This is a genomic window from Bifidobacterium miconis, from assembly GCF_019331735.1.
GTDB lineage: Bacteria > Actinomycetota > Actinomycetes > Actinomycetales > Bifidobacteriaceae > Bifidobacterium > Bifidobacterium miconis.
Genome location: NZ_JAHBBH010000017.1, coordinates 1 through 24647, shown reverse-complemented (window position 1 = coordinate 24647; position 24647 = coordinate 1). Strand labels below are relative to the sequence as shown.

Annotated in this window: 17 protein-coding genes, 3 tRNA genes and 1 pseudogene; 12 read left to right on the top strand and 9 right to left on the bottom strand. The window is 62.8% G+C overall.

Annotated elements, in window-relative coordinates; translation table 11 throughout:
- Positions 1-174 precede the first annotated feature (174 nt).
- Entirely contained in the window at positions 175-591 is a 417-nt protein-coding gene (locus KIH79_RS07205) for a glycerophosphodiester phosphodiesterase (RefSeq protein ID WP_219058799.1), read from the top strand.
- A gap of 379 nt (positions 592-970) precedes the next feature.
- Positions 971-1058: transfer RNA gene (locus KIH79_RS07200), tRNA-Ser, on the top strand.
- A 113-nt stretch (positions 1059-1171) separates the two neighbouring features.
- Here KIH79_RS07200 and KIH79_RS07195 read toward each other — a convergent pair.
- Complete coding sequence (locus KIH79_RS07195) at positions 1172-1888, bottom strand: transposase (RefSeq protein ID WP_274607626.1); 717 nt, start codon at positions 1886-1888, stop codon at positions 1172-1174.
- A gap of 195 nt (positions 1889-2083) precedes the next feature.
- On the opposite strand from KIH79_RS07195, the pseudogene istA reads away from it, so the two are divergent.
- Positions 2084-3566 (top strand): annotated as a pseudogene (istA, locus tag KIH79_RS07190) (IS21 family transposase).
- A 3-nt stretch (positions 3567-3569) separates the two neighbouring features.
- Positions 3570-4355 (top strand): IS21-like element helper ATPase IstB, encoded by a 786-nt coding sequence (gene istB, locus KIH79_RS07185; RefSeq protein ID WP_219058797.1) that lies wholly within the window; start codon positions 3570-3572, stop codon positions 4353-4355.
- On the opposite strand, the gene KIH79_RS07180 is transcribed toward istB, so the two are convergent.
- A complete protein-coding gene (locus KIH79_RS07180) occupies positions 4345-5082 on the bottom strand; it encodes a hypothetical protein (protein ID WP_219058796.1) in 738 nt (245 codons plus the stop codon). The two genes, istB and KIH79_RS07180, sit on opposite strands and share 11 nt — an antisense overlap.
- 438 nt (positions 5083-5520) lie before the next feature.
- Here KIH79_RS07180 and KIH79_RS07175 point away from each other — a divergent pair, with 438 nt between their 5' ends.
- The gene (locus tag KIH79_RS07175) at positions 5521-6327 is read left to right on the top strand and encodes a hypothetical protein (protein WP_219058795.1); all 807 of its coding nucleotides are present in this window, start codon (positions 5521-5523) and stop codon (positions 6325-6327) included.
- A gap of 420 nt (positions 6328-6747) precedes the next feature.
- Here the strand turns inward: KIH79_RS07175 and KIH79_RS07170 are convergent, their stop codons facing one another.
- Positions 6748-7392 carry an NAD(P)-dependent oxidoreductase gene (locus tag KIH79_RS07170; RefSeq protein ID WP_219058794.1) on the bottom strand — a complete coding sequence of 215 codons (645 nt, stop codon included), beginning with the start codon at positions 7390-7392 and terminating at the stop codon, positions 6748-6750.
- 145 nt (positions 7393-7537) lie between these two features.
- On the opposite strand from KIH79_RS07170, the gene KIH79_RS07165 reads away from it, so the two are divergent.
- The 7 genes from KIH79_RS07165 to KIH79_RS07135 all read left to right on the top strand — a co-directional run bounded on the left by KIH79_RS07165 (position 7538) and on the right by KIH79_RS07135 (position 14592).
- Positions 7538-7897 (top strand): winged helix-turn-helix transcriptional regulator, encoded by a 360-nt coding sequence (locus KIH79_RS07165; protein ID WP_219058793.1) that lies wholly within the window; start codon positions 7538-7540, stop codon positions 7895-7897.
- A gap of 326 nt (positions 7898-8223) precedes the next feature.
- Entirely contained in the window at positions 8224-8583 is a 360-nt protein-coding gene (locus KIH79_RS07160) for a DUF488 domain-containing protein (RefSeq protein ID WP_219058792.1), read from the top strand.
- 150 nt (positions 8584-8733) lie between these two features.
- Entirely contained in the window at positions 8734-9156 is a 423-nt protein-coding gene (locus KIH79_RS07155) for a (deoxy)nucleoside triphosphate pyrophosphohydrolase (RefSeq protein WP_219058791.1), read from the top strand.
- 183 nt (positions 9157-9339) lie between these two features.
- On the top strand, positions 9340-12666 hold the full coding sequence (locus KIH79_RS07150; RefSeq protein WP_219058790.1) for a DUF3427 domain-containing protein: 3327 nt from the start codon (positions 9340-9342) through the stop codon (positions 12664-12666).
- Positions 12667-12884: 218 nt separating this feature from the next.
- Positions 12885-12956, top strand: a tRNA-Thr gene (locus KIH79_RS07145).
- Positions 12957-13222: 266 nt separating this feature from the next.
- Positions 13223-13296, top strand: a tRNA-Lys gene (locus KIH79_RS07140).
- A gap of 336 nt (positions 13297-13632) precedes the next feature.
- Positions 13633-14592 carry an ADP-ribosylglycohydrolase family protein gene (locus tag KIH79_RS07135; RefSeq protein ID WP_219058789.1) on the top strand — a complete coding sequence of 320 codons (960 nt, stop codon included), beginning with the start codon at positions 13633-13635 and terminating at the stop codon, positions 14590-14592.
- Positions 14593-15239: 647 nt separating this feature from the next.
- Here the strand turns inward: KIH79_RS07135 and KIH79_RS07130 are convergent.
- The 6 genes from KIH79_RS07130 to KIH79_RS07110 form a co-directional block, all read right to left on the bottom strand.
- Positions 15240-17681, bottom strand: coding sequence for a beta-L-arabinopyranosidase (locus tag KIH79_RS07130; protein WP_219058821.1), 2442 nt, complete (start codon positions 17679-17681; stop codon positions 15240-15242).
- A gap of 272 nt (positions 17682-17953) precedes the next feature.
- On the bottom strand, positions 17954-19015 hold the full coding sequence (locus tag KIH79_RS07125) for a LacI family DNA-binding transcriptional regulator (RefSeq protein WP_236023684.1): 1062 nt from the start codon (positions 19013-19015) through the stop codon (positions 17954-17956).
- Between the two features lie 86 nt (positions 19016-19101).
- Positions 19102-20670, bottom strand: a complete 1569-nt coding sequence (locus tag KIH79_RS07120) for a glycoside hydrolase family 31 protein (RefSeq protein WP_236023683.1) — start codon at positions 20668-20670, stop codon at positions 19102-19104.
- A gap of 75 nt (positions 20671-20745) precedes the next feature.
- A complete protein-coding gene (locus KIH79_RS12855) occupies positions 20746-21327 on the bottom strand; it encodes a hypothetical protein (protein WP_236023682.1) in 582 nt (193 codons plus the stop codon).
- A gap of 451 nt (positions 21328-21778) precedes the next feature.
- Positions 21779-22945, bottom strand: a complete 1167-nt coding sequence (locus KIH79_RS07115; RefSeq protein WP_219058788.1) for a glycoside hydrolase family 43 protein — start codon at positions 22943-22945, stop codon at positions 21779-21781.
- Between the two features lie 69 nt (positions 22946-23014).
- A complete protein-coding gene (locus KIH79_RS07110; RefSeq protein WP_219058787.1) occupies positions 23015-24118 on the bottom strand; it encodes a glycoside hydrolase family 43 protein in 1104 nt (367 codons plus the stop codon).
- Positions 24119-24647 lie beyond the last annotated feature (529 nt).

The window sequence follows — 24647 nt, the reverse complement described above, 5'->3', positions numbered from 1 at the left end:
TCCAAATAAAGCGCACATTCCAACGGTTTTCCGCACATGAGATCAGTGGTAGCGTAAATCATGTCGGCAGCAACGACAACAAATAATCAAACACGACGAACGATTCACATGTTAGTAATAACACGTTCATGTTCGCTTCAGCCCACATTCATCATGCTTGCAAAAGGACCAATCATGGCACAGGACAAGACCATTATCGTCAAGACCACACTGTTCGGAGAAGACCCGGCCACCAAGACCGCCGAAGCCAACAAGGTCGCCAAGAGCTTCGGTATCAGCGACAAGGCGCTGGCCGCCGTCGAGGACTTCAAGCAGGCGCTCACCGACCACAACGCCTGGGATCTGCCGTTCATGGGCTACGTGAACGAGGACGGCTACGGTTACGCCTATGTGCCGGATCAGGCCATCGCCGCGCCGAACTGGGATGCGCACAAGGCATTCAAGAGCCTGCCGGAGGACGTGCAGGTCGCGTTCGCCATCCGCATGCTCTTCACCCACCGCGACGTGGACCGCTACGGCGCCAACATGTTCCTGCACTACGAACACGGCTTCACCGTCCGCTTCGAGGGCCCCGGCTCCAACAACTACTGATTCGACCGAGCCGCCAAACAACATCATCAGGCACGGTCGGCAAGCCCGCAGGCGACGCCGTCAGTCGCGACACGCCGGACGCACGCACATACAAGGCATACGCTTGCCGACACCGCACCCGCCCGGCAAGCATCATCACACCGCGGCAACAATCGCGACACGCCGAAGGCACCGCCTTTCGGCACGTCGCGCGGCCATCGTTGCGGAAATCTCAAAATCGTTGGAAATACTGGGAAGATCGTAGGACAACACGTCTCGGCATCTTCCCTCACGAGTTCGAATCTCGTATCCTCCACCACACTCCGATTTGGCATATCCGGAAAACATGCTAATATCTATTGATTGTGTGCTGATGCATTCGCGCGGAGGTAACACGAATGGAGGATTCGCCTAGTGGTCTATGGCGCACGCTTGGAAAGCGTGTTGGTGTAACAGCCTCACGAGTTCGAATCTCGTATCCTCCGCCATCAGGGTTTTCAGAGAGATCTGAAAACCCTTTTTTTCATGCCAAAAACGGCGGAATTTCAATGATCTTGGCTTGTTTTCGGGCTCTTCGCATTTTGGTGTGTAGGGGTGGTGGTTAGAGGTGGGTTTGGATGGCGTGTTTGAATCCGCCGGTGTGGAGTAGGCTTCTGGTGATGTAGTTGTCGAGGTTGCGGAAGCCGAGGGCGATGCCTCTGAGGGTTTCGAGTCGGCCGTTGATGGCCTCGGCGTGCCCGTTCGCCCCTTGGGGGTGGTCGAAGAACGCGAGGATGTCGCTCATGCGTCGTTTGCGGGTGCGGCCGAGCGTGGCGAGTTCGGGGCGTCCCGGCGCCGCGCCTTTGACGGCGAGGGATTCGATGAGTTCGGCCATCATGCCCCGGCCTTTCCCGCGGTCTTCCCGCGCGTAGCAGTCGATGATCTTCTGGTAGGCGCCGTGCGCGAGGGCGAGCGGCGGGTTGGCGGGGTGGGCGGGCAGCAGGTCGTCCCGGGCTTGTTGCCTGTCGGTTCTCAGGCCGGCGGTTTTCAATAGGATTCTCCTGCCCTTGTAGAGCGGGTCCGTTCCGGTGCCGCGTCGTCCCGTGGCCTCGCGTTGGAGCCGGCAGCGCACGGCGGTGAGCTTGTCGCCGGCGAGTTTGACGATGGGGAACGGGTCGAGGATCTCCACGGCGTGGGGCACATGGCGCGCGGCGGCTTTCTTGTATCCGGCGAAAGCGTCCATCGCGATTTCCTTGACTTGGTCGCGGAATGATTGCGGGCGTTGATCCAACCATCGGGAGAACGCCTTCTCGCTTCTGCCCTCGACCATGTCGAGCAGACGGGCCGGCCGGCCCGCCCTCTGGGGTGTCTGTTTAATAGGAAATGGGCCGGTTGAGCGTGTGGAATGTTTCCGTTTGAGCGGCAGGTTTTAGTCCACTTCAGCGTGTGGTGAGAAGCGAACACCGGCCCGTCCTGCCTGGACTAGTTTCCCGAGTTGAAAGCAAACCGTTCGGTTTCTCGGGAAAGGAAAGGAATGACGGTACCGGTGTCCGTACAACAACGTATCAGGGTGCTTGACGCGCGTGGCGCGTCATGGAGAAGCATCGCGAAAGAGGTGGGCGTGGCTCGTGACACGGTCGCGAAATACGCCCGGGAGGAGGATTGCTCGCCCGAGCCGGAGCATCCCGTCTCGAGACCGTCGAAGCTCGACCCGTTCAAGGCGACGGTGGACGAATGGTTGGAGGCGGACCGGTTCATGCCGCGCAAGCAGCGGCATACCGCCCAACGCGTGTACGACCGGCTTGTCTCGGAGAAGGGCTATCAGGGTTCGTACTCGCCGGTGCAACGCTATGTGAAGCATTGGCGCGAGGAGCACCGGCTGGCGGAGGACGGGTTTGTGGAGCTCGAATGGCGTCCGGGCGAGGCTCAGGTCGATTTCGGTTTGTCTCAGGCCGTGATCGGCGGGGACCGTGTCGACGTGCATTGCCTGGTCGTCACGTTCCCGTATTCGAACATGCGCTATTGCGTGGCCCTGCCCGGCGAGAACGCGGAATGCGTGTGTGCTGGTTTGCGCATGGTGTTCGAGCACGCGGGCGCGGTCCCGCTGACGCTGGTGCTCGATAATGCCACCGGCGCGGGCCACAGGGTCGCGTGGGACCGGGTCAGCGTTGTCAAGGTGTTCGAGTTGTTCATAGCGCATTACCGGTTGGAGACGCGGTTCTGCAACCCGAATTCGGGCAATGAGAAGGGCAGCGTGGAGAACGCGGTCGGGTTCCTGCGCCGCAACATCATGGTGCCCTTGTTGACCGCGGAGTCGTACGCGCAGTTGACCCGGTACATGCTGGAGCGGTGCGACGCGATGGCCAGGACGGCGCATTACCGCAAGGGCAGGCCGATCGGGGAACTGTTCGCCGAGGAGAAGACGGATATGCAGCCCTTGCCCGCCAAACCCTACGACGCGGTTCGTTGGGAGGTCCGGAAGGCCGACAGGGACGGGCGCGTGCAGGTCGACGGCAACTATTACCTCGCCGGCCCCTCGTGGCGTGGCTGGACGTTGGACGTGGGACTGCGCGCGTTCGACCGCGGCGATCCGTACCCAGGACGGGCGCACCTGCGCGAGCCTGCCGCGCGTGTACGGGGACTCGCCCGCCACGATCCGCAACCCCGCCACGCTCCTGCCCGCACTGGGACGCAAGACCCGCGCGTGGGACGATTCCACCATCCGCAGTGATTTTCCCGACAAGCTCCGTCTCGCGATCGACCACATGGACGCCGGGGAGAGACGGAACGCGTTCCGTCTCATTTCCAGGACCAGCGACGCGTGCGGGTTCGAATCGGCCGTCAAGGCCGGCGAGCATCTGATCGAACGGGGACACCCGCTCGACGAGGCCAGCCTGGCCACCATGGCCCGGCGCATCGCCGCCGGCGAGAAGCCGTACGAGCAGACCGCGCCAGATCTGACCGGATACGACGTGTTCATGAAACCACGCGAGACGCGCAAAAGGAAGGAGGCGTAAGCCATGACGTCGCATCGGCCGCCCATCGTCATGCCCGACACGAAACGCCGCCGCGCGTCCACCGGCGAGAAGATCGAAACGATCATGAACCTCGCACGCCGACTGCCCCTGACCCGCCAGATCCTCGCCGACCAGCTCGCCCAGGCCACGCCAAGCCAGATGGAGTTCATGGAGGAATGGATGAGGGCCGAACTCGACTCCCGGGAACGATCCAAACGCTCCCGACTCCTCAAACAGGCCGGATTCCCTGCTGATAAGGAACTCGACGGGTACGACTGGACCCCGATACGCTTCCCGGTCGACTACGGCAGGCAACAGATCGAAAGCCTCGACTTCATCGACCGGCACGAGGACCTCGTCCTGTTCGGGCCTCCCGGCACCGGCAAGACCCACCTCGCCATCGCGCTCGGCAGGAACGCGTGCCGCAAGCGCATACCAGTGCGCTACTATCCGGACGCGAGCCTGGTCATGCGACTCCTCCGGTCCCAAGCCGACGACCGGCTCGACAGGGAAGTCACGCTGATCGCCCGGACACAGCTGCTCATCATCGACGAACTCGGCTACGTGCCCATCGACGAGGAAGGCAGCCCGCTCCTGCTCCAGGTCGTCACCAACGCATACGAGACCCAGAGCATCATCTACACCACCAACATCGAGTTCAGTGGTTGGGGCAGGATCTTCGGCGACCCCAACATGGCCGCCGCGATCATCGACCGCACCGTCCACCACGGCAGGATGATCAGATTCGAGGGCGAATCCTGGCGCAAAACCCACGCCCTCATGCAATAAACCACAACAACCAGCGACAGGACCGGCCAACGCTCAAACGGCCTAAAACCAACCGCTCAAACGGACCAAAAGAAACGACAAAACGGCCCAGCCCAAGGTCACAAAACACACTCAGGGGAGCGAGGTCCACGAAGACGGTCACGTACCGGCTGCCCGTGAGGATGTGCCGCCATACGTGCTCGTCCCCGCCGATCGATTCCACGCCGTCCAACCGGCGCGGATCGGCGACCAGCACGTCCATGCCTTTCTCCAATACGGCCCGGTTCAACGCACCCCACGAGCAGTGCAGGTCACGGGCGCATGCGAGCACGCTCTTCGATTTGAGCACGACCTCGGCGGCGGCCCACCACACCGCCGCGTCCGTCAACCGTCGTCCCTCGTCGGCTATGCGGGTCAGGTCGTCCGTCCACGAGCACGCGCACGCCACGCACTCATAGCGTCTGACCCGCACCATCAAATGCACGGCGTGCCGGCCGACGGGAGTATGCGCGAACCGGCGCCGCCACGAGGAACGCACGCGGCCCATGGCACCGCAATCACGGCAGTATCGCGCGGTCTCGTCCGCCGGCTCGCAGCCGATCAGCCACACGCCCGCCCGCGAGCCCGACGCCACGTGCCTCTGCGAGACGGGATTCAACCCCAACCTGTCCAAGCCAAGCAAGACCCGACCATCGAACGCGCTAGACTCAATACCAAGCCGCGCGGTTTCATTCACTTTCTCAATCACACACCGAATCAAACCGCACGGCCCTTACACACCAAAATGCGAAGAGCCGTAATCCTCAACATAAACAAGGATCTTGGTCTTCTGGAACAGATCCCATATCATGGTTACCTGTTCATCCGTAGGTGGGAAAAGTCTCATGCATCACCTTGCCGAAAATATCGTAGTTGCGGTATTCGTTCAGTTTCTCTTGGGAAATCCCATTGACACCAAAATTGAACCGAGAAGCCACACTGCCCCGTACCTCACCTTACTTTCCGCGATCCTCAGGCACATATAGGCAATCTTAAGTATGAGCATTCCACCTGACAAGCCCGAATCCGGAGGTATCAACCTCACGGCCCCGACCACAGGACCAACGAAGCCCCGGCCTAATGGCTGGGGCTTCGTCTATGTATCGCGGCGTTTCCACCGTCTTGTCTACCAAGTTATCATATTTGCATGGACAACGCTGAACATGAAACGACGCAGCGGACGGTCGAGGAAGAGGTCTGCCGACTACTAGGCACTGCCAGACTCGCTGCTTTCCAGCCCAAGGATCAGGATGCAGCTAAAACACTGGAGGCATACCGCTGGCAGCTGAGGCTTGAGCAAGCTCTGCTCAAGCCCATCAGCATCACCGAGGTGCTCCTACGCAACGCATTGGACGAATCAATTCGGCAGTGGTGGCAGCATCAAGGCCTTCCCGGAGATTGGCTGGACGACAATCCCGATCAGGACGTGCCCGAACCGCTATGCTCTTTCCTGCGGGCCAAAAGTTGGAGAGGCCGCGCTGCCACGAATCTCAAAGCCCATAAGAGTCGCGAACAAATCAATCATGATGATGTCATCGCCCATATGATGCTCGGCACGTGGCGCAACATGATCGGCAACCCCGCCAGCATCAGTCGCACTCCCCCCACGGATAGCGAGAAAAGACAATCATGGAACAGTATGCGAGAAGCCGACGAGCATTGCGCCGCACTGTGGGCCGAGATCCTTCATAACGCATTCCCAAACATGCCCTCCAAACGTCAACGTAATGGCATGTCCTCACGCGGCTACATTGGTTCCAAGCTAACGGTCATGGCATCTTTAAGGAACCGCGTCTGCCACTGGGACAGCCTGATCCGCGTCAATGTTCAGGCCCGGTATGAAGACATGATGAACATCACCCGATCCATCAGCACGTCAGGCGCTCAATGGATGCAGGACAACACCGATGAGGAGCTATCCAACGTGTTGGAAGCCCGGCCGGATTGGCTGTAGACTGGTATCAGCAACGCCGTTACGATACGTTTGGAATCGTTATGAACATGGTAACGGAGGGGGTAAAGCGAAGATACGAGATCCGCAAACCACAATCAGCAGTAAGCCTGAGCTGTATTGGAGGTTGGAGTTCTCGTAGCCTCCGCCATCAGGGTTTTCGGAGCGATCCGAAAACCCTTTTTTGTTGCCGAAAACAGTCCCGGAGTGCAGGCTTCGGTTCCTGAGGAACGTTGGAAGTGTCCGTTTTCTGCTAGGACATGAGGATACTGGACGCAAGCGGACGCGCGTGGGGGCGGAAGCGTCCGCTTGCGGATATGGCGGAGGCCATTCCTGAGGAAAGCGGACGCCTATGGGGCACTGGATCGCTGCTGGATCGCGGCCGGGACTTGCCCGGGACGGTAGTTGTCGCGACTATCATGACTACCAGCGCACGGAGATGCGTTCGTTGACGTGCGCCTCGGACGGCGTCGCAACGGCTTCGTCGATGATGGCGATGGCGTAGTCGGCGTAGCTGATCTCGCTCTTACCGGTTGTTCCGTTCGTGGTGAATTCCTCGCCGGCGAGCGCGTATTCGCCCGTTCGCGGGCCGTCCGCCTGGAAGTCGGCGGCCGGGGAGACGTATGTCCACTTGACGTCAGCGCGCTCACGCAATTCGGAGAGGGCCGCGCCCATCGCATTGGCGAGGGGCAGGAACGACTCCGGGAAGGTGTCGGCCTGGCTCAGCTGCAGCGTATGGTCCGGGTCAAGGTACAGGCTGCCGGCACCGCCGACGACGATCAGGCGTGTGTCTGTGCCGGAGAGGATGTCTGCGAGGTGCTTGAGCGAGGTGGAATGCTGCGGCAGGGCGTCCGGCGTCCACGCGCCGAAGGCGTCGACGACGATGTCGAATCCCGCGAGGTCGGCGTCAGTCAGGTCGAACAGGTCCTTGGTCAGCGTGTGCGGGGCGACGGTCCTGTTCTCGCCGCGCACGACGGCGGTGACGTCGAGGCCGCGGTCGACGGACTCCTTGGTGATGAGACGGCCGGCCTTGCCGTTGGCGGCGACGACTGCGATGCGCTTGGTCATGGTGTGCTCCTTATCGATGCTGTTTTCCGTTGTTGTTCATCGGCGGTCCGTACTGTCCGCCGTTGAGACAGTACAATATTGGAGTACTCCCCATAATGGAAGAAGGTACTTTAAAGTGCTATAGTTACTAAAAAGGAAGTATTGGATGATTCCAACGATTTCAGGAGACCGATTCATGGTTGATATCAACACGCTCCCGGTGTGTCCCGTGGAAACGACGCTCACGCTGATCTCCGACAAATGGAAGATCCTCATCCTGCGCGACCTGTTGCCCGGCACCAAGCGGTTCAGTGAGCTGCGTCGCTCGATCGGGCGCATCTCGCAGAAGGTGCTCACCGCGAACCTGCGGCAGATGGAGGCCGACGGGCTGGTGCACCGTGAGGTCTACCCGGAGGTCCCGCCACGCGTCGAATACTCGCTGACCGACACCGGCCGCAGCCTCAAAACCGTCATCGACGCCCTATGGGACTGGGGCGAAGACTACAAGGCCAAGCTCGCGGCCTAACTTGCTGCTGCACCGTATCCGTCTCTGAGCCGGTGACAAATGAGAGAAGCTTGTTGCTTCGGTATTCATCGTCTAGTCTCTCTGCGTTACATTGAGGCGTCGTCGCAAGGCTCGGGCACCGGTGCATGAGATGCATGAGATGCCCGTAATGTCGGCCTTGAGAAGATGTGTCGCGTACTTCATCTAACGAAAATGCGGGCGTCGTAAGGGTGCCGTAAGAACGCGAAAGGCCGCCGCGTTTCGCACATCACGGCAATGACGAACTCGAAGTCGAGCAGCGCATTGACTTGCCCGTCTCATGGTCCGATGATGGTGGCGTGAACATCATGGTGAAACGCATCTACGACGAGCCGGAATCCGGTGACGGCTACCGGGTGCTGGTGGACAGGCTGTGGCCGCGCGGCATGAGCAAGGAGCGCGCCGCCCTCGATCTGTGGATGAAGGACATCGCGCCGTCGCCCGGATTGCGCAAGTGGTTCGGCCATGATCCGGCGCGCTTTGATGAGTTCGACGAACAATACCGGGCGGAACTGGACGCCAGCGCAGAGGTCGTCGGCGCGCTGCGCGACATCATCATGGCCCGCGGGGCTGTTACGCTCCTGTATGCTGCAAAGGACCCGCTGATTAACCATGCGGTCATCCTGCGCGACTACATGAACGACGTCGTCGGCCGCACCGGCGAATAACCATCCGGCCGCTCGGCGGCGGCATGCGCAACCTGTACCGGACACGACACTTGACGTATGCTGTGGCGATCGCAGTCATCGGGCAGTTGGCAGGACGGTTCGTCGCGCATCGTTCGCGGTCGCGACTGCCGCGTTGTATCCTGGTGAGTCATGGAGGCAGCGGAACAGTCGAGAATCATCAATGTCGTTGGCGCGGCGATCGTACGCGACGGGACGGTGCTGTGCGCGCAGCGAGGTCCGGGCAAGTCGCTTGCCGGATATTGGGAGTTCCCGGGCGGCAAAATCGAGCCGCATGAGACCGCACGGCAGGCGTTGCACCGCGAGATCGAAGAGGAGCTGTTGTGCGAAATCGATGTGGCCGACGAAGTGTGCACCAGCGAATACGCGTATGACTTCGGCACGGTGCGATTGACGACGTTCATCTGCCATCTCATCTCCGGCACGCCTCGGCTCACCGAACATACGGATATCCGATGGTTGGAACCGGACGAGATGCCGGGATTGGATTGGGCGCCGGTCGATAGGGAAGCGGTTGGCATTATCGCGAAGAAACGGCAGTTGCTGGTGCGCTAAATGGTTGGTCGGAGTTGATGTGTTGGGTGTGTCATCCCCCTCAGTCAGCTTTGCTGACAGCTCCTCCTTCAGGGGGAGCAGAGCATTAAGCCTTCACACCAGATCGAAACAATACTGTCCCGGGCAACTCATCGAAGAGCCAACGGGCGCAGCGCAAGATTTCATAGTCAGGAGCGGAATATCATGGCAGACACAGTCCAGAACGTCCCAAACGCGAACCGGCAATCCCGCCTTCCGCTCGCACAACAGACACCGTACGATGACGCGACGTATTCGGTCCTCGAAAGCGCCATCGCCGGACTCATCGAACCACGCGAAAACGCCGACGACGACTATAAGCCGACGTTGATCTCCAATCGTCCCGGTGGCCTGACCATGCACGACCAGATCAGCGACGCGCTCGCGAACAGCGAATCCTTCGACATCTCCGTCGCGTTCGTTTCGACCGGTGCGATCCTGAGCCTGTTCGAAGACTTCCGCAGCCATCATGCCAACGCCGCGGCCGGTTCCAGTTCCACAGCCGGCAATGCGTCCGTCGCTTCCGCATCACAGACCAGCCGTCTGATCACCTCCACCAAGAACCACTTCAACGATCCACAGACCTTCTGGGAGCTGCTGCATCTACAGCAAACCTCTGGCGTGGACGTGCGCGTGTGGGAAGGCGTCGATGACGGTTCCTCCGCAGTATCGCAAGGCCAAGGTCAACCATTCCATCCCAAAGGCTATGTTTTCTCCCGTCGCATGCACAACGGCACCCCGTATTACGAACTGTTCGTCGGCAGCTCGAATCTCACCGGTGCCGCGTTGAACACGCAGCGTGAGTGGAACCTGAAGGTGTCGTCCCTCGCCAACGGCGAACTGGTCCGACAGATCCATGAGGAAATCGACTCTCAGGTGGCCGATTCGGTGCCGCTCACCAAAGAGTGGATCAAACAATATGAGGAGGACTTCAAGAAGTATGCGCCGCCGCGCCGCAATATCCTGAAATCCCTTGAGGACCGCGATATCCAACCAAACGCCATGCAGCGCGAGGCTTTGGCGAATCTGAAACGACTGCGCGAGCAGGGCGAGCATCGCGCGATCATCGTGTCTGCCACAGGCACCGGCAAAACCTATCTGTCCGCGTTCGACGTGCGCGCATACCGGCCGAAACGCATGCTGTACATCGCCCAGCAGCAGATGATTCTCAAGGCGGCGATGAAGTCCTACCAGAAGGTGCTCGACTGCGACGAATCGGAACTGGGACTCTACTCGGGCACCAGCAAACAGCAGGATCGCAGGTACGTGTTCGCCACCGTGCAGACCATGCGGCAGCCGGAAGTGCTGGCGCAGTTCGCATCCGACGAATTCGATTACATACTGGTCGACGAGGTCCATCATGCCGGCGCCGCAGGTTATCAGCGCGTCATCGACCACTTCGCAGACGCCGATTTCATGCTCGGCATGACCGCCACCCCGGAACGCACCGACGGCATCAACATCTTCGAGCTGTTCGGCCACAACATCGCCTATGAAATCCGTCTGCAGAAGGCGCTGGACGAGAACATGCTCTGCCCGTTCCACTACTACGGCGTTGCGGAATACCTCGGGTCTGACGACGATCCGAATCAGACCGTGCATCGTCTTGACGTCGCGCACGGTCTCGATGCGGAACAGTCCGCGCAGCTCACATACGAGATCGGCCAACTCGCCACCGAACAGCGCGTGCGCTACATCATCGACAAACTACGGGAATACGGCCAGTTCAATCTGCCCGTCACCGGACTGGTGTTCTGCAGCCGGCAGGACGAGGCGCACGAACTGTCGCGTCTGTTCAACCGGCAGTTCAACCAACAGGCGGAACGCAGCTATCGTACTGCTGCCGTGACCAGTACGGATGCCGACGGCAAACCGGTGTCGCAGGAACAGCGTGACGAGTACGTGCGACGGCTGACGGATGGCGAACTCGACTATCTGTTCACCGTCGATCTGTTCAACGAGGGCGTCGATATTCCCGCGGTCAACCAGATCGTGATGCTGCGCAGCACTGAGTCGAGCATCGTCTTCACGCAACAGCTGGGCCGCGGACTGCGTAAGTTTCCGCACAAGGACAGCGTCGTCGTCATCGATTTCATCGGCAATTACGCCAATAATTATCTGATTCCCGTCGCCCTGTACGGCAACACCGGCGATCGCGATCGTGCGCGACGCAACCTGCAACGCAAGTCGATCGGCCTGTCGTCGATCAGTTTTGATCCGATCGCCAAAGAACGCGTATTGAAGTCGCTGGATACGGCCGACTGGTCCGAGATGAAGAAACTGTCCGAACAGTACCGTCAGGTGCGCTACGAGCTCGGGCGGATCCCGATGCTCATGGACATCTACGAGTATGATCCCTCATTGCCATACACGCTGGCCGCAAAACGCAACAATTATCTTGACTTCGTGCGCTCGCGTGAGAACAGTCTCGGCGGAGGCAAGCGTAAGGAGCGGTCGTTCGCGGATCAGCTGGAGCCGGTGAGCGACGTCGAGGATGCGATCCTCAAGATGGCAACGGAACTGCTGTTGCCAGGAATTCGACCGCACGAACTGGTGATTCTCGAACGCCTGTGCCGGTTTGCGGACGAACGGCCGGGCGACGATGCTTCGGCGGCCGGTGCGGCGTGGGCACCGCCATTTGCATCGCTGAGCCGCAGTTCGCTGATCGAGGATATTCGATCCGAGTTCCCGCAGACCGATCTGTCCGATACTCAATTCGACTCCGCGATCAGCGTGCTTGATTATTCGTACTTCACTACGCCGAACCGCAAACGTTTCGGCGAGCAGCCGCTTGTCGAAACGGTCGGCACCGGTGTCGGCGCCGACGTTGACGCGGACGCGGACAACGATGAACCGTCGTATCGACTCAGCGATGCGTTCGTTGCGCTGCTTTCGTCGAATCGCACGTTCCGCATATTCTTTGCGGACACGCTGCGCACCGGTCTTGCCAACTGTCACGACCTGTTCCGAGAGGCACAAACGAACCAGCGCACGTTCGACCGCGCGTTTCTGTACGAACGCAAGTATTCGATGGCGGACGTCATGCGCCTGTGCGGGTGGAAGAAGGAGAACACACCGCAGAACGTGGGCGGGTATCTGCTGGACAAGGGCACCAACACGATGCCCATTTTCGTGAAGTACGCGGCCAGCCAATACGAGGACGAATTCCTGAATGCGCAGGAGATGAAATACTTCAGCAAGAACGGCCGCACGCCGGATTCACCAGAATTCCAGTGGGTACGTGACGGACTTGGCGCCGGTTTGGGACCAGACGACTGGCAGCGCACGCACTTCGTGCCGCTGTTCGTCATGCGCAAAGCGGAGGAGGCCGACGGCAAGTACTACTACGTCGGTCATGTCGCGGCGTTCGACCATCCGACACCCACCACCAAGCCGAACGCAGCCGGCGACGGCACGGTCAAGGTGACGTTGTCCACGTTGCGTCTGGCAAAGCCGCTCGATCCGGAGCTTTACCGCCATCTGACCAGCTGACCGGCAGATCGGTTCCGCGCTCCCCATGTCCGAGCCTAGGAATCATTCCGCGAATGACACGACAGGCAGCATCGCGACACGCCGCGGGCACAGCAACGGAAACGGTACGGCGGCGACCACGTCGGAACGTGCATACAGCAGTACGCGCAGGGGTCGATTTGCGTAATACGCGATTACGTGTATTGTTGTGCAAGTTGCCCGGCGGGCAACGCATCATCGCCCCGATAGCTCAGTGGTAGAGCACTTCCTTGGTAAGGAAGAGGTCGTGAGTCCAATTCTCACTCGGGGCTCTCTTTTTTCCTCTTCATCGCTTGATCCCCGTATCCCCCTAGCGTTCTTCCCCTTCTCTCCCCTGCGCAGGAAGATTCGTCCGACGGCACGGGCCGACGTCGGCAAGGGGCGCAGGCAACGTGGAGACACGCCGGCGCAACGACCGCCAATGCCGGTATTTTGGCAGGTTTCAGCTCCCCCCATTTCCGTCAGACACGGCCGAAAGTTGCGTTGGCGACAGAATGGTGTATATTAGTCACTCGTTGCGCAAGCGACGTCTAACCACGCCCCTGTAGCTCAGTTGGTTAGAGCAGCTGACTCTTAATCAGCGTGTCCAGGGTTCGAATCCCTGCGGGGGCACGGGTAAGGCCGGAATCGAAAGGTTCCGGCCTTTTTCGTTTTGCGACCCCGACGGGTGGCGGATTTTCGGGTGGCGGATTCGCTCGCTGGCGGGTCCCGCAGCGAGCGAAAACCGCCACGCAGTATCCCGAGTGGCAGAGAACGCTCACTGAGAACGGTCTCAGCGAGCGGAAACCGCCACGCAACGCACTCCATCGCTCACCATCGTCCACTGGTCGCCCACTGTCGCCCGCGTCTTGGCCGCGTCTTGGCCGCGCTGCGGTACCGAATTGTCCGGTTATTACGATTGACGGCAGACAGCCGACGTACAGACTCAACGGAGAAGGAGACCAGACAATGACAACACTGTCCAACAAGCCCAACGACCTCAACAACCCCAACGAACCCAACAAGCCCAACGCCACCATCGGCACCGGCAACGGCACGAACACCAACAACCACACCCACGCGAGCGCCGCCCAACTGCACGCGGCGGTCTACGGCCAGGCGGTCGGCGACGCGCTCGGCGTGCCGTACGAGTTTTCGCCGCGCGATACGTTCACCTGCACCAATATGACCGGCTACGGTTCGCACCATCAGCCGGCCGGCACGTGGTCGGACGACACGGCCATGATGCTCGCCACGCTCGATTCGCTGGCCGACCACGAAGGCCGCGTGGACACGGCGGACATGCTCGCCAAGTACCGCGCATGGATCACGCACGGCGAATACACGCCGGACGGCACCGTGTTCGACGTGGGCGGCACCACCAGTCGCGCACTGGCGAGCGGCCGCGGAGGCACACGCGAGCGCGACAACGGCAACGGCTCGCTGATGCGCATCCTGCCGCTGGCGTTCACCGATTGTTCCGATGATGACGTTCGCCGCGCGAGCGCCGTCACGCACGCGCACGAGATCAGCACCGAAGCGTGCGTGCGTTTTGTTCACGTCGCCCGTCTGCTGATTCAGCATGGCCGCGATTGTTCCGACGCGGCACTGTGCCGCGTGGCCGGCCTGCCGAACGATCTGTCCGACCGTTCGCGCGATGAGATTCCGTCCGGCGGGTTCGTGCTCGACACGCTGCAGGCGGCGATGTGGTGCCTGCTCACGACGGACGACTACCGCGGTTGCGTGCTGGCCGCCGTGAATCTGGGCAGCGATACGGATACGACCGCCGCCGTCGCGGGCGGCTTGGCCGGACTCATGTACGGCGATGACGGCAATCCGTGGGAGCATGAGATGCGCAACACCGCGCTGTTGGAGTCGCTGATCGCGAAAGCGGCCGACAGCCTGCCCACGCTGCGTTCGCGTTCATGATGCGTGGGCGGACCGACGATGGCCCGGCCCCCGCAGGCGCGCAACGTTGCCGCCGTGTCGGCCTCGGACGGACGCCGATGCGCCCGTTCCGCACATAAGGATGCTGGTGGATCAGCGTTCGATGCCGTATTCGGCGAACATGTAGGCGTCGTACTGGCGATCGCTGGCGTACTGCGGCTCGGCGTGGTGCATGTCGTAATGGTTGCTGTTGGTGTTCATGATCGTTCCTTTGCTCAACTTCCATCCATGTCATGTTCCGGTGTACTGCGCCCGTGTTTCCGGATGATGTGCGCCCGGCCAAGTGCAGATGAACTCGTTCCGGCATGAAGATGAACAGTCCGGCCGAAGTCGTTTGCCGGATCCGAATCGCCCGCCGCGCCGCGATTCGGGCCGGAAACCGTCCGACAACCCAGAAAGCCCGGCTGATGGGGCCGGGCTTTCAGAGGAAGAAAGGAGAGAGAAGAAGAAAGGTTTTAGTTGTCGCGGCCTTTCGGCTGCTGATTGATATATAACCACCCGTTTCCTAGCGTACGGTCGGGGATTCCTGAAAATATTCTGAGAATCCTCGACCGCATGTCCTCGGCCGTATGCAGCGAACGATGTCCGACAACCGGCCGGGAGAGGAAGGAACGACGGTTCGGCGTCCGTCACCGCACGGCGAAGATGCGCGCGGACGGACGACTGTCGTCGGATACGATCAGTCGGACCGTCTGTTCGTCAACGCGTTCGACGGACCACGGCCGTGCCTGCGGAGCGTGGCCGAACGCGGACGGCGCGGGGAAGATCTGCTTGACCGTGCGGCCTGCCGGCACGTTCAGATCGACGTACGGCAGCCCGTCGCGGCGCCAGACCGTCACGTACGCAACGTCGGCGGACGCATCAGCTGACGCATCGGCTCCATCGACCGGGCGCAGTCCGGCGGTGAGCCAGTCGCCGGTGAAGTCGGGCAGACCGGCCGGCCACCACGGCACGAGCCGCTCCTGTTCGACGAGCACGCGACGGTGTAGCGCGATCGCGTCGCGCACGAGCGCAAGCCTCGTATCGTTCATGCGGTTGATGAATCCGGACAGGTACAGGCGGCCGAGCACGCCGCTCGCCAACGTGAGCACGGCCGTCTCGTCGTCCATCTCCTGCTGCGCGTACCCCCAGTTGCCCTGCTGCTCCGGCAGGATCGTGAGTCCCGCGCCAGCGGCGATGGCTGCATAGATCAGAGGATCGCACTGGTCGGACGTCGACTGCAGGTCCAGCCGCGACAGCTGCGCGCAATCCGCCCGCATCGCGCCCGAACCGCAGTTTTCGATCATCACGTCCGGATGCCTGCGGCGCACGTCGTCCAGCCAGTCCAGATACGCGCGGCAGTGGTCGAGCAGGCCGCCGCCGACTGATTCGGCGTCATGGTCCGTGCCCGTGCCGGGAATCGTGTTGTAGTCGAACTTGAAGAACTCCACGCCGAACTCATCGACGAGCCGGTCGACGGTGCGCGAGACGTGTTCTCTCGCGGCCGGGGAACGGAAGTCAAGCAGGTAACGGCCCGAATCGCACACGCGCACGCCGTGACGGGTGAAGAACGCGTCGTCGGGCAGGCTCGCGGCGAGCGGCGACTTGACGCCGATCACCTCGGGCTCGAGCCACAGGCCGAGCCCCATGCCGTGCTCGCGAATCACACGTGCCACACCGGCCAAGCCTGCCTTGCCAAAGCGGTTCGTGGACGGCTCCCATTCGCCGACCATATCCCACCAGCCGCCGTCGGTGCTGTCGTACCAGCCCGCGTCGATGCAGAACACGTCGGCGCCGGCCTTCGCCGCGCCTTCGATCAGCGGCAGTTCCTTGTCGAGCCGCGGGTCGCCGAACAGCGTATTCATGTAATCGTTGTATACGACCAATCCCTGCGAACGTTCGAACTGAGGCAAACGTCCCAGTTCGGCGGCCTTCGCACGACGCAACGCGCGACGCTGCAGCGTCATCTCCCCCACCGCGTGCTGCCAGTCTCCGGCCGCAACCGCAAACAGCACGGGCACGCTGGTGAAATCGTTGCCCTTGCCCAGCGACGTGAACCACTGGTGATCCTGATACTCCGGGCCGAATGCGGTCACGTGCAGGCCGGGATCGTTCTCGCCGACTTCCCACTCCCAAGCACCGTTGTGCTCGATCTGCCACATCACGGAGAACACCGGCGATCCGGAAGCGCGACCGGCCGTTGAAGCTGCGTCGGCGGAACCGTCCGCGAGCGCTTCGACGATGCCCGCCGGCTGATGCGAGCCCGTCGACCATGTCGAAGCCGAACTCAGCGCGAATCGCGAGCTCGATTCGCCGGGATTGATGCGCTGATTGCGTTCGCGTACGGCCGTGTCTCGCAATGGGGCGCAATGCCAGTCGTTTTCGACCGCCCACGCGTTGTCGCCCCAGTAGAGGCGCGACGAGTCCACGGTTGCGCCGTTCGCGTCCAACGGCAGCGTGAGGCTCAGCGACGACACCGCCTCGACCGGCAACGGCTTCGGCGAACGCAGCACCGTATAGGCGCGTACGGCGGACAGGCCGGGGAACGCCTCGAACACGGAGACGACGGTCAGGCCGTCGGTCAGGCCGTCGGCGGGAGCCGGAGTGTCGGCGCAATCGCCGCAATCGTGAGCATTGACAGCGTAGTCATTGCCAGCGCGGCCATTGCTCGTCGCATTCGCGGAGCCGGAACCAGAGCCGGAGACGGCCGGGTCGGCAGCTTCGGCGAGCCGGCGCGCGGCGGCCGGATCGGCGCTGTCCAGCGGGCGCCCTGCGGGACGAAGCTGGTCGTACGGCGCGAACTGGGTGATTTCCAATCGGTACGGCTCGGTGCCGCCGACCGGCGCGCCGTCGTCGACGGACGCCGGGCCGGTCGCCCGTGCCCCGGCGAAGCGCAGCTTCGAGCCCGCGACGGTGGTCACCAGCGTGAGACGATTGTCGTTCGAGCCGGTGCCGGACGCGAGCACTTCCACGATCGGCCGGGGGTCGCGCTGCGCAGTCCAACCGCCGGCATGCGGTCCGGCCACGGCCATGCCGCGTCCGGACAGTCCGCCCAGACTCACCGGATGGTCGGCGCCGGCGTCGAACACCATCGTCACCACGCCGTTGCCCCACGTGAATCGGCCATCGGCGTCCGGCGTCAACCGTCGTGCCTCCGCCGCGCCGCTCCCATGCGCATCCAAACCCTTATCGCTCATCGCAGTATCTCCTTGCCGTGCCGTCACAACACCGTTGATTGAACCGATTCATCGATCGACCGCTCATCAGCTTAGGCCGGTCAAGCCAGCGAACCGGCGAATCATCCAGCACTCAGACGTGAGCCCGCGCACACCGACGCGCACACCGCGCGCCCGTACCACGCACGTCACGCGCGTTCGCCGCTGCCGCGCGCGACGACGGCATGGGACACGGTCACCGTGCGCGGCTCATCCGGAGCGGTCCCGTCAACGCGTTCCAAAAGCAGTCCGAGACAGTCACGGGCCATTTCCGCCGGATCGATGCGCACGCTGGACAGTCCCGGCGTCATGAACCTGCCGTCGGCGACCGCGTCGAATCCCATTACCATCACATCCTGTGGCACGCGCACACCGGCGTCGGTGAGCGCTTTGAGCACGCCTATCGCGATCGGATCGCACACGCAGCATACCGCGTCGAATCCGAGCGTTGCCAGCGCGTCGCAACCATCCTGCCAACCGCGTTCCGCCAGCAGTCCGCACATCGCGGCATATCCGGCCTCACGGTTCCAGTTGCACGGCAGCACCACATCATGCAGATCGTCGTCGGCCATCCCAAGTTCGCGCAACGCGCGCGCGGCGCCGAGCAGTCGCAGCTTGCTCGAGTTGGGCGGCACGTCGTCGGCCAGCAGATCGGCGGACGAGCCGATCACGGCGATCCGCCGCGCGCCGTGCCCGGCCAGGTGACGCACGCCTTCGGCGGCGCCGTCGATGCAGGGCGTGAACACGCCGTCGATCCGCCCCTCCAATTCGAACGCGTCGAGCATCACGAGCGGATGCCTGCGCGAGAATCCGACGAAGTCGGCGGCCGCATTGCGCGGCCAGCATACGATCGCGCCGTCGCAGATCTGCATGGATGCGCTCGACAGCATGGCCTGCTCGTAGTCCGACGAGAAGCGCGTCTGCTGCGCGACGATCTGGTAGCCGCGCCGGCCCGCTTGGTCGGACAGTTCCGCGGCGAATTTCGCGGGGAAGATCAGGTCGAAGTCGCTCAGGGAAACGCTGATGACGTGCGTGCGGCCCGAGCTGAGCTGCTGCGCGGCGACGTTCGGCCGATAGCCGAGCCGTTCCGCCGCGTCGAGCACGCGCCGCGCGGTTTCCGGCCTTACGATCGCCTTGCGCCGCAGCGCGTTCGACGCGGTCATGCGCGACACCCCCGCGAGCGCCGCAACGTCGTCAAGCGTGACCATCATGCCTCCTTCGTCGTCGAAGGCTTCATTGTATCCCGGCCGGGCCCGAGTCGGCCCGACCGGTCCTGCAACACCCCGGATGCAATCGGTCAGATCAGCCCCTGCAGTCCGTGGTCGCGGCCATTGCGCGCGAACGCCGGGACGACGTCGAGCGGCGCGTCGACGGTGATCGTCTGCCCGCCGGCAAACGTCTCGCCGGTGTGCAGGTTCGTCCACGTCGTCGGCTCGCCGTCCGCACCGTCGGCCGCATCGGACGCATCGGCCGCGCCCGGCAGATACACGCTGCGCGAGCGCGCGCCGAGCTCGGTGACGGGCGCGACGAGGATGTCCGGGCCGAACAGGTACTCGTCGGCGACGTTCGCGGCCGCCTCCTCGCCGGGGAACTCGTAGAACAGGCCGCGCACGAGCGGCTGGCCGGATTCGTGCGCTTCGGCGAACAGTTCGCGAGTGTACGGGCGCATGGCCTCGCGCAGGTTGATGTACTTGACCATGATGCGCTCGACGTCCTCGCCGTACGTCCACGGCTCGTTGTCCGCGCCGGTGGTGATGTGGTCGATCGGGTTGCCCTTGCGGTCGAACGTGGGTTTGCCGGGCACGCGCGTGGCGGGCATGCGGTCGCCGTGGTTGCGCATGACGGCGCTGAACGCGGAGAACTGGCACCAGCGCACGTACAGTTCGCGGAAGTCCTCGCTGCTCGGGTCGCCGCCCGCGAAGCCGCCCATGTCGGTGGTGAACCACGGGATGCCGGCGGCGCCCATGTGGATCGCGCAGGTGATCTGGGCCTTCAAGTCGTCGAACGTGGAGTGCACGTCGCCGCTCCACACGAGCGAGCCGTAGCGCTGCGAGCCGGCCCATGCGGCGCGCGTGAGGTTGACGATGTCGTCCTTGCGGCCGATCGAGAGCTGGCCGTCGTAGAACGTCTGGTTGTACTTCTGCGGGTAGATGTTGCCGATCTTACCGACCGGGCCGATGTGGAACAGGTAGTGCGCGTAGTCGTAGTCGCCGCCCCATTCGGGTTCGGCCTCGTCGAGCCAGAACGCGTCGACGCCGAGATCGGTGTAGTTCTTCTTGGCGAGCGCCCACACGAAGGCGCGCGTGTCGGGGTTGGTGGCGTCGAGGAACTGGTTGTCGCGCGGCCACCACATGCCCACGTCCTTGCCCTGACGGGTTTTGGCGAGCAGGTTACGTCGGCGCATTTCGTCGTAGTTTTCGGATTCGAGGTCGATCTGCGGCCAGACGGACACCATGAGCTTGATGCCCATCTTGTGCAGTTCGTCGGCCATGGCCTTCGGGTCGGGCCAGAATTCCTCGTCGAAGCGGAAGTCGCCCATGAGCGGCCAGTGGAAGAAGTCGATGACGATCAGGTCGATCGGAATGTTGCGGCGCTTGAATTCGCGCGCGGTTTCGAGCAGCTGCTCCTGGTTCCAGTAACGCAGCTTGCACTGCCAGAAGCCGAGTCCCCATTCGGGCATGACGGGCGCGTGACCGGTCGCGTCCGCGTACTGCGCTTCGATCTGCGCCGGGGTGTCGCCGGCGGTGATCCAGTAGTCGATCTGGTCGGCGACGCCGGCGCGCCATTCGGTGCGGTTATCGCCGAACGTGACCTGGACGACGGCCGGATTGTGCCACAGGAAACCGTAGCCGCCTCTGCAAACCATAAGCGGCCCGATGCCCTGCGAGTTGCGCGGCGAGGGGGCGAGTGTGGATCCCGTGAGCCCAAACACTGGATGCTGCTACTCGCCCATGCCGTGGAGGTGTTCGCGGGCGTACACCTCGAACGTGGCGCCGGGCGATGCGGCGCGACCTTCGAGCGGGTGGTGGGCGCGGGCTCGAAGTCGGAGCGCGCCGCCGTCATCGGTTTCGCGCAGGAGCGTCGCGCCGGTGGCCGCGTTGAGGAAGGAAAGGCGCAGCTGGTCGTGCTGCCAGCCGGTCAGTTCGAGCTTGACGGCGATGTTGCCGTTGACGATGGCCGCCGCGAGTTCGCCGATGACGATCTGCGGCTTGGCCGCGTCGGCCGGCGGCGCGAGGAGCGCCCAGTCGGCGTCGATGACGCGCTGCATGAGGCGGGAGCGTACGCGCACGCTGTTGGCGCCCCACGCGTCGATGCGCACGTATTCGCCGTCGCCGTTCCATTCGAGGGCGGTGCCGTCGGCCGCGACGTGGAAGGCCTGTTCGGCGATGCTGCCGGTTGCGCGAGATGCGCTGGAGGTTTCGACGCTGACGCTGCCGGAGGCGTCGCCCGCGGCTCCGGCGAGCTGCGCCGCGAACGCGTGCTGCTCGTCCGCGGAAAGGGTTGATGGTGTCGAGAAGGTCATGTCCGCTCCTTGCGTGAATGCGAACGAATCGCTCGGCGCGAAGGCGGCAACCGCACCGCATCCGCGTCTTGCATCCGTTCCGTACAGTCATACCACTGTGTTGTAGCGCTATAATTATAGCGCTACAATCAACCGACACGCCATCCTCATAGATAATGGCACGACGCTATCTTTACCGCACTTTACCGCCCGAAGACAGCCCGCTCGCACCGGCTCCGGGTAAATGCCCAGGCAATCCGCCTCAGCGACCAGCGTGACTTTGCGGCCAGCACATTCCCCCAACTGGCTTTGATGTCACGCGTAGAAGCCTCCCCGCGTGACATCAGTGCCAGTACAACCGCCCAACTGTCCGCAATGTCACGCCAGAAGGTTCTCCGGCGTGACATTGCGGACAGCAAGGCGAGGGAACCATCGCCAAGGTCACGCGATCATGCCGATACGACATCGGAAATCAGCCGAACGCGGCGATCAGGCGATCACGCTCGGCGGCGGTGATCGGCATCACCGTGCCATGGCGGGGCTTGCCGCCGTCCGGGCCGACCGGCAGGCCTTCGCGCAGCTTGCCGCTGACCGGCACCCAGCCGTCCGGATCGCCGAGATCCTGCGTCGCGAAGCCGATGTAGTGGTTCGGCCCGTCGTGATAGCTCGGCTGGTCGATGAACAGGAACCAGCGGTAGCCGTTCACGTCATCCGGGTTCGCCGGGAAGATGCACGGGCCCTCGCCATGCGTGAACAGCTTGGGCGAACCGTCCTCCGCCTTCTCGCCGTTCGGCAGGCCGACGCCGACGTTCTCGCGCACCAGCTCCCAGCCGCCGTCCGACGCTCCGTCGTCGGCCTTGCCGTCGCCCGCAGGATCGCCGTCGTCCAACGCGGACAGCGAGTCGAACGAGCTGAACATCTCCCCCGGCAGCAGGCCGCGCACCTTGCCGAGCAGATCGTGCGAGCGCTCCTCGCGGACCGTCATCGTGCGCTCGTCCTTGACGAAGCGGTACCACCAGTCGCCGTCGCGCGCGACGGTCGCGTCGATCAGGCCGCGTCCGTCGTGGCCGTTGCCGCGGCGTACGTCCATCCACACCTGCGGTTCGCTGAACGTGCGGAAGTCCTTGGTCGTCGCGATCATCATGCGGCCATAGGTCAGCTGGTCACGCAGTGTCAGGTCGTTCGCGGCGGCGCCGTCGTACAGATTCGACGACCAGTACACCGCGTACGCGCCGATGTTGTCGTCCCAGTACGCTTCGGGAGCCCACGAATTGCCGGCCTCGGGCGGCGAGACGAGCACATGCCGCTGGTCGCCACAAGGCACGAGATCGGTCGATTCCCAGATTTCGAGATAGCGCGAGCCGATACGCTGCGCGTCGCCGAAACCATCCTTGAGCGCCGCGACCTTGAGGTCGGTGGCGATGATGAAAAAACGGTCGCCCTCGTGCGAGCGCATGATGAACGGGTCGCGCAATCCGTGCGTGCCGGACGTCGACGCGAACAGCGGCTTGCCGCCGTTGAGCGCATGCCAGCTCAGCGCGTCGTTGCCGTTGGAGACGGCGAGGCTGATTTTCTCGCTGTCGCCGCGGTCTCCGGTGAAATACGCCCACACATAGGCTTCATACGGGTCACTCAACATACCACCAACCCTTCCGTTCACAGCATTGTTAACGCTAACGTACGTTGATGTACGCTAGCGTACCACCTTTCAGCCGATCGTGCCGTCCGCCGCGCGCAGACGATCATATTCGGCATGGGACAGGGACATGACGCCGCCGTGCTTGGTGTGCGGGGCCATATAGAAACCGTCGGAGCGCAGATAATCGAGACCCTTGTCGAGATCGGTCGTGACCATCGGGCGATAGCCGATGGACGGGATCACGTCCACATACAGGTATACGCGGTCGTCGGAGTGCGAGGCGAAGAACGCGGGGCCCTCCACGCCGCCGGGCGCGCCGTTCTCGGTCCAGTCCTTGCCGATCTCGTACTGGACGGGCGTCCACAGCACGCCCGGCTCCCACCAGCACGGCGCGTCGGTGCGATCGACCCAGATGCCCGGGTGCGGGCCGTTGTCCTTGGTCGCGCGGTAGGTGCGGATCGCGCCGTCCGGCAGTTCGCGCTGGAGCATGGTCGTGTCGATCGTGGCATGGCCGGCGTCGATGAACACGCCGCCGTATTCATACGTGTCGTTCGTGAAGTCGCTTGTCGCGCCCCACATGATGCGGTCGTAGGAATTCGGATCCGCATGTTCGGTGTCGGAGTCGGCGAACGTCTTGCTCGACCAGTACAGCACGAACGCGCCACGGCTGCCGTTGTGCTCGGCCTCGGAGCCTTCCGGATAATAGTCCGGCACCCACAGGGCCTCGGGCGCCCACGCCATGCCGAGCTGCGCATCGGTGCCGTCGGGGCGGCGCGCGACGTTGAGCTCGTGCGGCTCGCTCCAGTGCACCAGATCGTCGGAATGCCCGATGATGCGATTCGTGCTGACATTATGCGACCACTCGGTCCAGATCTGCTTCGACTGGTCCGCATTTGGATCGCACACGCGCAGGTCGGTGGCGATGACGTACACGCGACCGGTTTCCGCCTTGCGCGTCAGCCACGGGTCGCTCCCGCAGGTAGTTCCGAGCGGTGACGCGGGGATTGGCTTGCCGACGTTGATCGCATGCCAGACCTCCGGATTGTCGCCGTCGGACAGGTCAAGATAGATGCGCTCCGCGTAGCCGTCCGGATCCTCGATGAAATGGACAAGCAGGTAGCCGTACGGGTCGGCCGGCGGCTGGGGTTGCGGGACGCGCTTGGTAGTAGCCATGATGCGTTGCTTCCTTTCGTTATATGTAACGATACAAATAGTATGGCAGATATAAAAACCGGGGATGGAACGCTTGGCGAGCAAGCGGGAAGGAGAAGGAGAAACCTCCTCGCCTCACGTTCCATCCCCGAAGGATTTGTGCGGCATCGCGCTTGGCACGATGCTGTGTTGTTGGCTCGCCTTGCGGCTCGCGACGCTTTCTGCGGTCGGCTTGTGGCAACCGGCGGCCGTAAGCACGGACTCGCTGCGCGAGAGGTGTTGTTTGGCTCGCTGTCGCTCGCGACGCTCCCTCAGTCACGCTTCGCGTGACAGCTCCCTCAGCCGATGGCGCCGAGACTCCCGCCAGCTTCCTTCGTGACTACGGTCATGAAACTACCGGCCTTGACACGCCTTGCGGGCCCCCTCGGCTAGGCCGAGCCGTGAAGAAAACGCCGGAGGCGTTTTTAGGCGAGGAGCGAGCGACAGCGAGCCAGCAAAACGCGGCCGTCAGGCCGTCCTTAATTGCTGAATGCTCCCGGCGAAGCCGGGT

Excerpts from the sequence above, each read along its gene's own strand:
- KIH79_RS07205 (WP_219058799.1), top strand. The coding sequence starts at position 175 with ATGGCACAGGACAAGACCATTATCGTCAAGACCACACTGTTCGGAGAA.
- istB (WP_219058797.1), top strand. The coding sequence starts at position 3,570 with ATGACGTCGCATCGGCCGCCCATCGTCATGCCCGACACGAAACGCCGC.
- KIH79_RS07175 (WP_219058795.1), top strand. The coding sequence starts at position 5,521 with ATGGACAACGCTGAACATGAAACGACGCAGCGGACGGTCGAGGAAGAG.
- KIH79_RS07170 (WP_219058794.1), bottom strand. The coding sequence starts at position 7,392 with ATGACCAAGCGCATCGCAGTCGTCGCCGCCAACGGCAAGGCCGGCCGT.
- KIH79_RS07165 (WP_219058793.1), top strand. The coding sequence starts at position 7,538 with ATGATTCCAACGATTTCAGGAGACCGATTCATGGTTGATATCAACACG.
- KIH79_RS07160 (WP_219058792.1), top strand. The coding sequence starts at position 8,224 with ATGGTGAAACGCATCTACGACGAGCCGGAATCCGGTGACGGCTACCGG.
- KIH79_RS07155 (WP_219058791.1), top strand. The coding sequence starts at position 8,734 with ATGGAGGCAGCGGAACAGTCGAGAATCATCAATGTCGTTGGCGCGGCG.
- KIH79_RS07150 (WP_219058790.1), top strand. The coding sequence starts at position 9,340 with ATGGCAGACACAGTCCAGAACGTCCCAAACGCGAACCGGCAATCCCGC.
- KIH79_RS07135 (WP_219058789.1), top strand. The coding sequence starts at position 13,633 with ATGACAACACTGTCCAACAAGCCCAACGACCTCAACAACCCCAACGAA.
- KIH79_RS07130 (WP_219058821.1), bottom strand. The coding sequence starts at position 17,681 with ATGGTGTTCGACGCCGGCGCCGACCATCCGGTGAGTCTGGGCGGACTG.
- KIH79_RS07125 (WP_236023684.1), bottom strand. The coding sequence starts at position 19,015 with ATGATGGTCACGCTTGACGACGTTGCGGCGCTCGCGGGGGTGTCGCGC.
- KIH79_RS07120 (WP_236023683.1), bottom strand. The coding sequence starts at position 20,670 with ATGGTTTGCAGAGGCGGCTACGGTTTCCTGTGGCACAATCCGGCCGTC.
- KIH79_RS12855 (WP_236023682.1), bottom strand. The coding sequence starts at position 21,327 with ATGACCTTCTCGACACCATCAACCCTTTCCGCGGACGAGCAGCACGCG.
- KIH79_RS07115 (WP_219058788.1), bottom strand. The coding sequence starts at position 22,945 with ATGTTGAGTGACCCGTATGAAGCCTATGTGTGGGCGTATTTCACCGGA.
- KIH79_RS07110 (WP_219058787.1), bottom strand. The coding sequence starts at position 24,118 with ATGGCTACTACCAAGCGCGTCCCGCAACCCCAGCCGCCGGCCGACCCG.